Consider the following 12,094-nt stretch of genomic DNA (forward strand, 5'->3'; position numbering starts at 1 on the left):
CCCTGTCAGCCGCACGTTGTTCCTGGAGGACCGATGTCCGCCCTTGCCCGCTGGTGCTACCGGCACCGGCTACTGACCGCACTGATCTGGCTGGGGGTGCTGGTCGGACTCGGGGCCGTGTCGAACAGCGTGGGCAGCGCGTACAGTACGACGCTGTCCGCGCCGAGCACCGAGTCCAGCAAGGCCCTGGACCTGCTGAAGAAGAACAGTCCGGCCGCCTCGGGCGACCGGGACACCGTCGTGTGGCACACCAGCGGCGGCAAGGTGACCGACAGCGCGGTGCGCCAGGACCTCACGGGGGTGCTGGACCGGATATCCAGGGCGCCCGGGGTGGCGTCGGTCGCCAGTCCGTACGCCAAGGGCGGCGCGGGACAGATCAGCGAGGACGGGGCGACGGCGTACGCGGCGGTGACGCTGGACAAGGCCGCGAACGACGTGGACAAGGCGCAGGTCGAGCACGTCATCTCGCTCGTGAAGCAGGCCCGTACGGACACGGTCGACGTGCAGTACGGCGGGCAGGCCTTCAAGGCGGCCGAGAACGAGCTCAAGCCCACCAGCGAGATCGTCGGGGTGATCGCGGCGCTGCTGATCATGCTGCTGCTCTTCCGCTCGCTGTGGGCGGCGGCGCTGCCCATCCTCACCGCCGTCGCCGGGGTCGGCGCCGGCATCCTGGGCACCGGTGTGCTCAGCCACACCCTCTCCATCCCGGACGTGGCGACCACCGTCGCCGCCCTGGTCGGGCTCGGGGTGGGCATCGACTACGCGCTGTTCATCGTCAACCGGCATCGCAAGGGGCTGATGGCCGGCTCCTCCGTCGAGGACGCGGCGGCCCGGGCCCTGGACACCTCCGGGCGCGCGGTGATCTTCGCGGGCCTGACCGTGGTGGTCGCCCTGCTGGGGCAGTACGCCCTGGGCATCGGCTTCCTCAACGGCATGGCGGCCGCCTCCGCGCTCACCGTCGCCCTCACCGTCCTCGCCTCGATCACCCTCCTCCCGGCCCTCCTCGGGCTCATGGGACACCGGGTGCTGAGCCGCAAGCAACGGCGGACCCTGCGCGAACACGGCCCGGCCCACGACGAGCAGCGCGGGGTGTGGGGCCGCTGGGCCTCCGCCGTCCTGGCCAAGCCGCGCGGCAAGGCTCTGCTGGCCCTGCTCGTGATGGTCGCCGTCTCCCTGCCGGTGTTCTCCCTGCGGCTGGGCAGCGCCGACGCGGGCAACGACCCCTCGTCGAGCGCGAGCCGTCAGTCGTACGACCTGCTGGCGGACGGTTTCGGGCCCGGCTTCAACGGGCCGCTGCTGCTGGTGGCCCAGGCCCCGCACGCCCAGGACAAGACGGCGCTGGAGTCCCTGGCCGCCGACCTCTCGGACGTGAAGGGTGTCGCGCAAGTGGTGGCCCCGCCGCTGGCCCCCGGCCAGGACGTGGGCACGATCCAGGTCGTCCCGACCAGCTCGCCCCAGTCCGTGCAGACCACCGACCTCATCACCCACCTGCGGGACACCGTGGTGCCGAGGGCGGAGCAGAACACCGACCTCCAGGTCTACGTGGGCGGCAGCACGGCGAGCGGGGTCGACTTCTCCGACGTCATCGTCTCCAAGCTCCCGCTGTTCATCGTGATCATCGTCAGCCTCGGCTGCCTGCTGATGATGGTGGCGTTCCGCAGCGTGCTGGTCCCGCTGATCGGTGTGGTGATGAACCTGCTGACCATGGGCGTCGCCTTCGGCGCCGTGGTCGCGGCCTTCCAGTGGGGCTGGGTGTCCGAGGCGCTGGGCGCCGGAGCCGCCGGACCGGTGGAGGCGTTCGCGCCGGTGATGATGATCGCGATCCTGTTCGGCCTGTCCATGGACTACCAGGTGTTCCTGATCAGCCGGATGCACGAGGAGTGGACGCTGAGCCGGGACAACGCCCGGGCGGTACGGATCGGGCAGGCCGAGACCGGGCGGATCATCACGGCCGCCGCCGTCATCATGGCGTGTGTGTTCGCGGCCTTCATGTTCAGCGGCCAGCGGATCGTCGCGGAGTTCGGCCTGGGCCTGGCGCTCGCCGTTCTTCTGGACGTGCTGCTCGTGCGTATGGTTATTGTGCCCGCGTTGATGCATCTGTTCGGCGCGCGCAACTGGTGGCTGCCGCGCCGGCTGGACAAGCTGCTGCCGCACCTCTCCATCGAGGGGACCCCGGACGACGTGCCGGCCACGGCGGGGGACCGGCAGGACCGGGACGACAGGCAGGACGTGCCGGTCGGGCGCTGAGCCCGCGGCGGGGCCGGAAGGCGAAGGAGGACGAGTGATCCCCATGGTGTGGAGCCGGGTCAGGACGCGCCCGGCGCTGCACGACGCCGTGGTGGCCCTCGCGACCGCCGTCGTGCTCCTGTCGATCACCCTCAGCGTCGCGCTCCGGGCGTCGGACTCCGCCATCGCCGTCCCGGCGGGCCTGGTGGTGCTGACCTGTCTGCCGCTGCTCGCCGGGAGCCGCTGGCCGGTGCCGGTCGTCCTGGTGACCGCCGCCCTCGACGTCACCCGGCTGTTCCTCATCGAGCCGGACTTCCAGAAGACGTACCCCACCGCGACCGTGATCGCGCTGTACGTGATGGCCGCGCACACCGGCCGCCGTACCGCGTGGCGGGTCGCGGGGGCGGTCGTCCTCGCGCTGACCGCCGTCGCCCTGTTCGTCCGGCCCGGCGTGGACAACCTGCCGATGAACCTCGGCGTGCTCCCCTGGACCTGCCTGCCCGTCGCCATCAGCGACGGCGTCCGCAGCCGCCGGGAGGTCCTGGCGGCGGCGACGGAACGGGCCGAGCGCGCCGAGCGGACCCGCGAGGAGGTCGCGCTGCGCCGGGTGACGGAGGAGCGGGTACGGATCGCCCGCGAGCTGCACGACGTGGTGGCCCACCACATCACCCTGGTCAACGCCCAGGCCGGGGTCGCCCACCATCTGATGCGCACCGACCCGGAGCACGCGTACACCGCGCTCGAACGGATCCGGGACACCAGCCGGTCGGCCCTGGACGAACTGCGCGCCACCGTCGGCCTGTTGCGCCAGCCCGGCGAGACGCCCTCGACGCAGCCCGCGCCGGGGCTGGCCGATCTGGACGACCTGCTGGAGCGCTTCCGGCACTCCGGGCTGCCGGTGGAGCTGGTGTGCGCGGGGGAGCCGGGGACGCTGTCGGCGACGGCCGACCTCACGGCGTACCGGATCATCCAGGAGGCCCTGACCAACACCCACAAGCACGCCGGGCGGGCCCGCGCCCGGGTGCTGCTCGACTACACGGCGGCCTCGGTGCGGATCACCGTCGAGGACGACGGACGGGACGCCGGTACGGGGAACGGCATCGGGTACGGCCTCATCGGGATGCACGAACGGGCGCGGACGGCGGGCGGCACCGTGACGGCCGGCGCGCGGCCCGCCCCGGAGACGGGATTCCGGGTCACGGCCGAACTGCCGCTGAGCGTCGGAGCCGCCCCGCCTTCGACCGTCGCCTCCCCGGTCGTGAGGGTTCCCGGCGCCGCGGACGACGCCCCCGCGCCCGACGCCACCGAGCCCGGCCTCACCGGCACGATCCCGGCCCCCGCCGAACCCACCGCCCCCTGCCTCGTCACCGGCGTACGCCTCCTCGGCGGCGGCCGCGCATGACCATCAGGGTGCTGCTCGCCGACGACCAGGCGCTGCTGCGGGGTACGTTCCGGCTGCTCATCGACTCCGAGCCGGACATGGAGGTCGTCGCCGAGGCGTCCGACGGCCGGGAGGCGGTCGCGCTGGCCCTCAGCAGCCAGGCCGAGGTCGTCCTGATGGACATCCGCATGCCCGGCGTGAACGGCCTCGACGCGACCCGGCAGATCATGGCGGACGAAGACCTGGCCGGGGTCCGGGTGCTGATCCTGACCACCTTCGAGAACGACGAGTACGTGGCCGAGGCCCTGCGCGCCGGGGCCAGCGGCTTCCTCGGCAAGGGCATCAACCCCGACGAACTCCTCGACGCGATCCGGGTGATCGCCACCGGCGACATGCTCCTCTCGCCGTCCGCCACGAAGAGCGTCATCTCCCGCTTCCTCGCCCAGACCGAGCGGCCCAACCCGGACGCGGCGGAGCGGCTGGCCGGACTGACCCCGCGCGAACGGGAGGTGGTCACCTGGGTGGGGCGGGGCCTCTCCAACCAGGACATCGCCGCCCAGCTGTACGTCAGCCCCGTCACCGTGAAGACCCACGTCAACCGGGCGATGGCCAAGCTCGGCGCCCGGGACCGGGCGCAGGTGGTGATCCTGGCGTACGAGTCGGGCATCGTCCAGCCGGGCTCGGCCTGACGGGACACGGCCCTGGACGTTCTGGGCGATACGCGTACAGTTGGACGAGGTCAAAATCAGGACAATGGCTGACCAAAGGCCGGGTTCCGCGACCGGCCCGCTCCCGCTCCCCGCTTGAGGCACCCCTTTGAGAGAACGGACGACCCCCACCGCCACGCGTGCCCGCCCGGGCTCTCCGGCGCGCCGGTCCGGAGCCACGGCGGGGAAGACCCTCCTGCTCCGCCTGCTGTGGCAGGCGCCCACGGTCCTGCCGCTGGCGGTGCTGTGCGCGGTGACCGTCGTCGGATTCCTCGTCCCCGCCGACATCCACCTGGCGTCGCTGCTGGTCGCGGTGCCGGCGCTGACCGCCGGGCTGGTGGGACCCCGGTGGACGGCCCTCATCACCGCCCTGGCGTGTGTGGCCGCCGCCGCGCTCGACATCCGTGACGGCCTCATGGACTCACCGATCCTGCCGATCCACCTGATCGACCTGCTGGTGGTCTGCGGTCTCGTCGTGCTGTTCTGGCGCCTGCGGGACCTGGACTTCAAGGCGCTGGTCCAGGTGAGATCCGTCTCGGACGCCGCCCAGCGCGCGGTGCTGCGCCCCCTGCCACGCCGGATCGGCCGGCTGCGGATCGCGTCCGTCTACCGTTCGGCCGCCGCGCAGGCGCAGATCGGCGGTGACCTGTACGCCGCCGAGCGGATCCCGGGGGCGGTCCGCCTGATCATCGGGGACGTACGGGGCAAGGGCCTGCCGGCGGTGGACGACGCCGCGGCCGTGCTGGGGGCCTTCCGGGAGGCCGCCCACCGTGACGCCACCCTGCCGGAGCTGGTGGCGTCGCTGGAGGGCAGCGTGGGCCGGCACCTGCGGGAGGTCGGCAAGACCGACCGGGACAGCGGCGAGCGGTTCATCACCGCCCTGGTCCTGGAGATCCCGGACGACGCCCCGGTGGTACGGATGATCAGCTGCGGCCACCCGCCGCCCCTGCGCTCCCACCGCGGGGTCACGACGCTGCTGCGCTCGCCGCACCCCGCGCCGCCGCTCGGCCTGGCCGGCGACATCGACGACTACCAGTTGGACAGCTTCCCGCTGGAGTCGGGCGACACGCTTCTCCTGCACACCGACGGTCTGCTGGAGGCCCGGGACAGTACCGGCGCGTTCTATCCCGCGCACGAGCGCTTCGACACCCTGCTCTGGTGCGACCCCGACGAACTGCTCCAGCGCCTGGTGAAGGATCTGCTGGAGCACGTCGAAGGGCGGCTGGAGGACGACGTGGCGCTGGTCGCCCTGGAGCGGCTGCGGGACCAGCCGGAGCCGCCGGCGGCCTGAGCCGCGGTCCGTACGCCGCCCCGCCGCCCCGCCCGTCCGTTTTTAGACGGTGCCGCTCCTCACCGGGACGGACCCCCGGCTCCCGCGCTCCGCGAGCAGCGCCGCGTGGATCTCGCCGGCCCGCACCGCCGTGTTCGACAGCAGTGTCGAGGTGATCCCGTGGGTGTGCTCCGTACCGCCCTGGAGGTAGATCCCGGCGCTCACGTTCGCGGCCGTCACCACCCGGTGGTCACGCCCCACGAGCAGCGCGTCCTCGTCGTCGCGCAGGCACAACTTGCCGACACCGCCCAGGCGCTCGCCGAGGTCCTGCGGCCGGTACCCCGTCCCGTGGACGAGGACGTCCGCGGTGAGCACCTCCCGCTCCCCGGTCGGCAAGTACTCGACAGTGATGTCCAGTTGGTCCCCGCGCGCCTCGACCTCACGGATGCGGGAGACGTTCAGCATGCGCAGCCGCTCCCGGCCCTGGACCTTCTCCTGGTACATGGTCCGGGAGAGGGCCTCGATCAGATCCATGTCCACCACCGAGTAGTTGGTGCCCCGGTGGTAGTCGAAGAGCGACTGCTTCACGCCGCGCGGGGCGTGGTAGTAGATGTCGACGGCCTCCGGGTCGAAGATCCGGTTGGCGAAGGGGCTGTCGTCGGCGGGGGTGTAGCCGTACTTGGAGAACACCGAGCAGACCTCGGCCTCCGGGAAGCTGCGGTGCAGGTAGTCGACCGCCTCCGCGGCGCTCTGCCCGGCGCCCAGCACCACGGCCCGGCGCACCTGCTTGCCGCTGTCCGCCAACTCGGCGACGCGCGGGATGAGTTGGCTGTTGTGCCAGACCTGGTCCGACAGGACGGTCCCGGGCGGCAGGTGCGGCTCCAGGCCCGTGGCGACCACCAGGTTGCGCGCCCGGCGCACGATCCGCCGCTCCGGGTCCCCGGGGTCGCGGCTGGTCACGTCGAACCAGCGCACCTCGCCCTCCACCGTCACGGGGTCGACGGAGACGACCTCGGAGCCGTACTCCACCATGTCGTCCACGCGGGCGGCGGCCCACTCGAAGTAGTCGTGGAACTCGATGCGGAGGGGGAACAGCGTCTTCTGGTTCAGGAAGTCCACCAGCCTGCCCTGTTCGCGCAGGTACGACAGGAAGCTGAAGTCGCTCGTCGGATCCCGCATCGTGACCAGGTCCTTGAGGAACGAGACCTGCATCGTGGCGTCGTCGATGAGCATGCCCCGGTGCCAGCCGAAACGCGGTTGCTTCTCCAGAAAACCGGCCCGTATCCGTTCGTCGTCGGGGACTCGTGCGTTGTGTTCCTGGATCGCAATCGCGAGCGCCAGGTTCGACGGCCCGAATCCGATGCCCAGTACGTCATGGATGTCATGGATGTCCTGGACCGAGCCCGGCTCACTGTGCAGTGGGTTCACCGCGTCATCGCCTCCCTAAGCAGGCACATGTTAGATAAGGTTAGCCTTACCTTGCAACGTCTGAGGAGGATTCACCATGCGGGTCGTCATGTTCGGCTACCAGACCTGGGGTCATCGCACGCTCCAAGCGCTGCTCGACTCCACGCACGACGTGGTCCTGGTGGTGACCCACCCCAAGAGCGACCACGTCTACGAGAAGATCTGGGACGACTCGGTGGCCGAACTCGCCGAGAAGCACGGCGTCCCGGTGCTGCTGCGCAACCGCCCCGACGACGAGGAGCTGCTGACGGCGCTGCGCGAGGCGGAGCCGGACATCATCGTCGCCAACAACTGGCGCACGTGGCTGCCGCCGGAGATCTTCGACCTGCCGCCGCACGGCACGCTCAACGTCCATGACTCGCTGCTGCCTTCGTACGCGGGATTCTCGCCGCTGATCTGGGCGCTGATCAACGGCGAGCGGGAGGTGGGGGTCACCGCGCACCGGATGGACGCCGAACTGGACGCCGGGGACGTCGTGTTCCAGCGTTCCGTCCCGGTCGGCCCGACCGACACGGCCACCGACCTCTTCCACCGTACGGTCGACCTCATCGGCCCGATCGTGCGCGACTCGCTCGACCGCATCGAGTCGGGCACCGCGGAGTGGGTCCCGCAGGACCGGAGCCGGGCCAGCTTCTTCCACAAGCGGTCCGTCGAGGACAGCCGGATCGACTGGACGTGGCCCGCCGAGGACCTGGAGCGGCTGGTACGCGCCCAGTCCGACCCGTACCCCAACGCCTTCACGTACCACCGGGGCGAGCGGATACGGATCGTCTCGGCGGCGCTCTCGCAGGCCGACTACGGAGGCACGCCCGGCCGGATCTTCATCCGCGAGGGCGACGGCGTGGTCATCGTGGCGGGCACGGAGGCGCGCTTCGGCCGGAGCAAGGGCCTGGTGGTCAGGCGGGTGCGGACCGAGGACGGTGTCGAGCACGCCGCCACGGACTACTTCCGGACCATGGGCGGCTACCTGACCGCCCGTCCGTGAACGGGGTCCTCGCGCCGGCCGGCGCCGGTACGGACGCGCTGGAGCGGCTGCGCGGCCGGATCGTCGTCGTCAAGTTCGGCGGGAACGCGATGGTGGACGACGCGCTCAAGCGCGCGTTCGCCCACGACGTCGTCGCCCTGCGCCTGGCCGGGGTGAAACCCGTCGTCGTGCACGGCGGCGGCCCGCAGATCAGCGCCCAACTGGCCCGGCACGGGCTGGAGTCCCGCTTCGAGGCGGGGCTGCGGGTGACCACGCCGGAGGCGATGGACGTCGTACGGATGGTGCTCTCCGGCAAGGTACAGCGCGAACTGGTCGGCCTGCTCAACGAGCACGGCCCGTACGCGGTCGGGCTCACCGGCGAGGACGCGCACACCCTGACGGCGGAGAAGCACTACGCCCGGGTGGCGGGCGAACCCGTCGACCTCGGCATGGTGGGGAACATCACCAAGGTCGACACGGCGGCCGTACAGGTCCTGCTGGACCACGGCCACATCCCGGTCGTCTCGCCGGTCGCGCGCGGTGAGGAAGGCGAGGTCTACAACGTCAACGCCGACACGGCGGCGGGCGCGATCGCGGCGGCGCTGGAGGCGGAGACGCTGGTCGTCCTGACGGACGTGCCGGGTCTGTACGCGCACTGGCCGGACAGCGACCGGATCGTGGAGCGCCTGACGGCTGGCGACCTGGACCTGCTGCTGCCGGGCCTGGACGGGGGGATGCTCCCGAAGATGGAGGCGTGCCGCACGGCGGTACGGGCCGGAGTGGCCACGGCCCGCGTCCTGGACGGGCGGGTGCACCACGCGCTGTGGACGGGCCTGCTGGAGCCGGGAGTTGCGGGCACCACAGTTGTGCCGGACGCGAGGGCTTAGAGCGGGCCCGATCGCTGGACGGGCCTCGACGGGCCCGTCCAGCGCGTTCTCACGGCAGCGCGTTCTCACAGCGGTGCGTTCTCACGGCAGCGCGGGCTCGTGGTGGCGGCTCATCGGGATGATCATCGGGGTGCCGCTGACGGGGTCCTCGGTGACCTGGCAGCGCAGGCCGAAGACCTCCTCCACCGTCTTCGCCGTGATGACCTCGGCCGGCGGGCCCTCGGCGACGATCGCGCCGGACTTCATGGCGATGACGTGATCCGCGTACCGGCAGGCCTGGTTGAGGTCGTGCAGCACCATCACGATCGTGCGGTTCTCGTGCCGGTTGAGGTCCGTGATCAGGTCCAGGACGTCGATCTGGTGGGCCAGGTCGAGATACGTCGTCGGCTCGTCCAGCAGCAGGACCGGCGTGCCCTGGGCCACCGCCATGGCGATCCAGGCGCGCTGTCGCTGGCCGCCGGAGAGTTCATCGACCGGGCGGTCCGCGAGATCCGTCATCGCGGTCGCGCGCAGCGCGTCGTGCACGGCCCGCTCGTCGCCCTGGGACCACTGCCGCCACCACGTCTGGTGCGGTGAACGGCCGCGCCCCACCAGGTCGATGACCGTCAGGCCCTCCGGGGCCACCGGGCCCTGGGGCAGGATGCCGAGCCGCTGGGCCAACTCCCGCGTGGGGATGGCGTGGAGGGAGCGGCCGTCCAGCTGGACCGTACCCTCGCGCGGGGACAGCAGCCGGGCCAGCGCCCGCAACAGGGTCGACTTGCCGCACGCGTTGGCCCCGACGATCGCCGTGACCCGGCCGGGCGGGATCGCCACGTCCAGGTGATCGACCACGACCCGGTTGTCGTACGCGAGCCGTACCCCTTCGGCCCGCAGGTCGGGGCCGGGCCCGGTACCGGCGACAGCGGCGTCGGCGGTTGTCGTTGTCGCTTTGGGTGCGGCCGGGTCGGTGGCGGGCGCGGATTTTGATGACATGGGTTCAGCCTCCTGAGCCGACGCGGTTGGCGCGGACGAGCAGCCAGAGCAGCACCGGCGCGCCGAGCACCCCGGTGACCACGCCGACGGGAAGTTCCGTATCGGGGATCAGCTCCCGCGCGGCGAGGTCCGCGGCCAGCACCATCAGCGCGCCGGTCAGGCCGGCGGCCACCGGCGGGGGCCAGGCGGTACGGGCCAGCCGCTGCGCGACCTGCGGCGCGGCCAGCGCGACGAACGCGACCGGTCCCGCCGCCGCCGTACCGAACGCCACCAGCCCGACGCCGGTGAGCAGCGTGGCCAGCCGCACCGGCTGCACGGCGGTGCCGAGGCCCTTCGCCACGTCGTCGCCCAGTTGCAGCGTGCGCAGCCGGCGGCCGAGCAGCAGCGAGGCCGGGACGAGTACGGCCATCGCGACGGCGAGCGGCCCGACCTCGTTCCAGCCGCGGCCGTTGAGGTTCCCCACCAGCCAGCCGAGCGAGGCCTGCGCCTGGAACTGCCCGCCGCGGGCCATCAGATAGTCCGTGACGCTGGTGCAGATCCAGGAGATGCCGATCCCGACGAGCACGATCCGGTAGCCGGTGGTCCCGCGCTTCCACGCCAGGACGTACACGAGCAGCGCGGCGCCCAACGCGCCCGCCAGGCCCAGGGATTGGGTGCTCAGCCCCGCGTCCCAGCCGAGGACGAGACCCGCGACGACCGCCGCGCCCGCGCCCTGGGTGATGCCGATCATGTCGGGGCTGGCCAGCGGATTGAGCGTCATGGTCTGGAAGAGCGCGCCGGAGATCCCGAAGGCGATGCCGACGAGCAGCCCGGTGGTCGCCCGGGGGAGCCGGAGTTCCTGGACGATCAGCTGGGTGCCGGGATCGCCCGTGCCCAGCACGGCCCGCACCACGTCGGGCAGGCCGAGAGAGATCTCTCCCACGGACATGCCCCAGCAGAAGACCAGGAAGGTGGCGACGGCGAGGCCGGCGCAGACCGCGACCAGCCGGGGCCGTACCACTCCGGAGACGGGGGGAAGGGCCAGCCGGAACGGGACACGGCCGGCGGTACGGCGCGGAACCGGCGCGGGGTCGGTGACGGCGGCCGGGGTACGGGTGGGCGGCGGACCGGTCATGTTCACAGCTCCGCGAGTCGTCGGCGGCGGACCATCGCGATGAAGAACGGGCCGCCGATGAAGGCGACCAGGATGCCGGCCTGGATCTCCACCGGGCGCGCGATCAGACGTCCGGCGATGTCGGCGAGGAGCAGCAGACAGGGCGCGAGCACCGCCGACAGCGGCAGCAGCCACCGGTGGTCGGGGCCGATGCCCGCCGCCTGGGTGAGGATGCGCGCGACGTGGGGGACGACCAGTCCGACGAAGACCACCGGGCCGATGACGGCCACCGCCCCGCCCGTGAGCAGGGTCACGGCGAGGACGCCCTGGACCCGTATCAGTCCCAGCCGCAGCCCCAGGGAGGCCGCCACGTCGTCGCCCAGGGCCAGGCTGTTGAGCGCGGGCGCGGAGGCGAGGGCCAGGACGGCGCCGACCGCGAGGAACGGCAGCACCTGGACGAGCGTGTCGCCGTTCTGGTTGGCGAGGGAGCCCGCCTCCCAGAAGCGGAAGCGGTTCAGGGCGTCCGCGTCGGTGAGCACGATGGCGCTGGTCAGCGAGGAGAGCAGCGAGGTGATCGCGACCCCGGCGAGGGCGAGTTTGACCGGTGTCGTACCCGATCGCCCGAGCCCGCCCAGCAGATACACCAGCACACTCGCGAACAGCGCCCCGGCGAAGGCGAACCAGATGTAGCCGTAGACCGATCCGAGGCCGAACACCCCGACGGAGACCGCGATGGCGAACGCCGCGCCCGCGCTGACCCCGAGCACCCCGGGGTCGGCCAGCGGATTACGGGTCAGGGCCTGCATCAGGCAGCCCGACAGCCCGAGGGCGGCTCCGGCCGCCACGCCGAGTGCGGTACGGGGGATCCGTACCGACCAGATGACACTGTCGATCCGCGCGCTGGGCGCGTGGCCGAACAGGGTCTCCACAACCTGGCCGAGCGGAACGCTCAGCGCGCCGAACGCGATCGACAGCAGGCACAGAGTGAGAAGGGCGGCGCCGGGCAGTGCCACGAGCAGCACCGCGCGAGGGGCTTTCGCCCGGGTCACCGAACGCTCTCCACGTCAACATCCTTAGGTTAGGCAGACCTTAACTGTAGTGCAGGAGCCTCGGGGCACCTCGGTCCG

At 71.9% G+C, this 12,094-nt stretch carries 10 protein-coding genes; 6 read left to right on the forward strand and 4 right to left on the reverse strand.

Annotated features, from left to right (window positions below; genetic code table 11):
• The first annotated feature begins 33 nt into the window (after positions 1 to 33).
• The 4 genes from ACIODU_RS14610 (at position 34) to ACIODU_RS14625 (ending at position 5,605) form a co-directional block, all read left to right on the forward strand.
• On the forward strand, positions 34 to 2,247 hold the full coding sequence (locus tag ACIODU_RS14610) for an MMPL family transporter (protein ID WP_401767560.1): 2,214 nt from the start codon (positions 34 to 36) through the stop codon (positions 2,245 to 2,247).
• A gap of 43 nt (positions 2,248 to 2,290) precedes the next feature.
• Positions 2,291 to 3,628 (forward strand): sensor histidine kinase, encoded by a 1,338-nt coding sequence (locus ACIODU_RS14615; protein WP_401767874.1) that lies wholly within the window; start codon positions 2,291 to 2,293, stop codon positions 3,626 to 3,628.
• Entirely contained in the window at positions 3,625 to 4,296 is a 672-nt protein-coding gene (locus ACIODU_RS14620; protein ID WP_356430819.1) for a response regulator transcription factor, read from the forward strand. The genes ACIODU_RS14615 and ACIODU_RS14620 overlap by 4 nt, the downstream gene beginning before the upstream one ends.
• A gap of 127 nt (positions 4,297 to 4,423) precedes the next feature.
• A complete protein-coding gene (locus ACIODU_RS14625) occupies positions 4,424 to 5,605 on the forward strand; it encodes a PP2C family protein-serine/threonine phosphatase (protein WP_401767562.1) in 1,182 nt (393 codons plus the stop codon).
• 42 nt (positions 5,606 to 5,647) lie between these two features.
• On the opposite strand, the gene ACIODU_RS14630 is transcribed toward ACIODU_RS14625, so the two are convergent.
• Positions 5,648 to 7,012, reverse strand: coding sequence for a lysine N(6)-hydroxylase/L-ornithine N(5)-oxygenase family protein (locus ACIODU_RS14630; protein WP_401767564.1), 1,365 nt, complete (start codon positions 7,010 to 7,012; stop codon positions 5,648 to 5,650).
• A gap of 76 nt (positions 7,013 to 7,088) precedes the next feature.
• Here ACIODU_RS14630 and ACIODU_RS14635 point away from each other — a divergent pair, with 76 nt between their 5' ends.
• Positions 7,089 to 8,036 carry a methionyl-tRNA formyltransferase gene (locus ACIODU_RS14635; protein ID WP_401767566.1) on the forward strand — a complete coding sequence of 316 codons (948 nt, stop codon included), beginning with the start codon at positions 7,089 to 7,091 and terminating at the stop codon, positions 8,034 to 8,036.
• Positions 8,033 to 8,902, forward strand: a complete 870-nt coding sequence (gene argB / locus ACIODU_RS14640) for an acetylglutamate kinase (protein WP_401767568.1) — start codon at positions 8,033 to 8,035, stop codon at positions 8,900 to 8,902. Before ACIODU_RS14635 ends, argB begins: the two co-directional genes overlap by 4 nt.
• A gap of 81 nt (positions 8,903 to 8,983) precedes the next feature.
• On the opposite strand, the gene ACIODU_RS14645 is transcribed toward argB, so the two are convergent.
• The 3 genes from ACIODU_RS14645 to ACIODU_RS14655 are packed head-to-tail and all read right to left on the reverse strand — an operon-like array spanning position 8,984 to position 12,016.
• The gene (locus tag ACIODU_RS14645) at positions 8,984 to 9,874 is read right to left on the reverse strand and encodes an ABC transporter ATP-binding protein (protein ID WP_356430828.1); all 891 of its coding nucleotides are present in this window, start codon (positions 9,872 to 9,874) and stop codon (positions 8,984 to 8,986) included.
• Positions 9,875 to 9,878: 4 nt separating this feature from the next.
• Positions 9,879 to 10,988, reverse strand: coding sequence for an iron chelate uptake ABC transporter family permease subunit (locus ACIODU_RS14650; RefSeq protein WP_356430830.1), 1,110 nt, complete (start codon positions 10,986 to 10,988; stop codon positions 9,879 to 9,881).
• Between the two features lie 2 nt (positions 10,989 to 10,990).
• Positions 10,991 to 12,016 carry a FecCD family ABC transporter permease gene (locus ACIODU_RS14655; RefSeq protein WP_401767571.1) on the reverse strand — a complete coding sequence of 342 codons (1,026 nt, stop codon included), beginning with the start codon at positions 12,014 to 12,016 and terminating at the stop codon, positions 10,991 to 10,993.
• Positions 12,017 to 12,094: the final 78 nt, after the last annotated feature.

The organism is Streptomyces sp. NPDC088261 (genome assembly GCF_044740805.1).
Taxonomy (GTDB): Bacteria; Actinomycetota; Actinomycetes; order Streptomycetales; family Streptomycetaceae; genus Streptomyces.

Bases quoted from the DNA above. Each gene is read 5' to 3' on its own strand.
- ACIODU_RS14635 (WP_401767566.1), top strand. From the start codon at position 7,089: ATGCGGGTCGTCATGTTCGGCTACCAGACCTGGGGTCATCGCACGCTC.
- ACIODU_RS14615 (WP_401767874.1), top strand. From the start codon at position 2,291: ATGGTGTGGAGCCGGGTCAGGACGCGCCCGGCGCTGCACGACGCCGTG.
- ACIODU_RS14610 (WP_401767560.1), top strand. From the start codon at position 34: ATGTCCGCCCTTGCCCGCTGGTGCTACCGGCACCGGCTACTGACCGCA.
- ACIODU_RS14620 (WP_356430819.1), top strand. From the start codon at position 3,625: ATGACCATCAGGGTGCTGCTCGCCGACGACCAGGCGCTGCTGCGGGGT.
- ACIODU_RS14650 (WP_356430830.1), bottom strand. From the start codon at position 10,988: ATGACCGGTCCGCCGCCCACCCGTACCCCGGCCGCCGTCACCGACCCC.
- ACIODU_RS14645 (WP_356430828.1), bottom strand. From the start codon at position 9,874: ATGTCATCAAAATCCGCGCCCGCCACCGACCCGGCCGCACCCAAAGCG.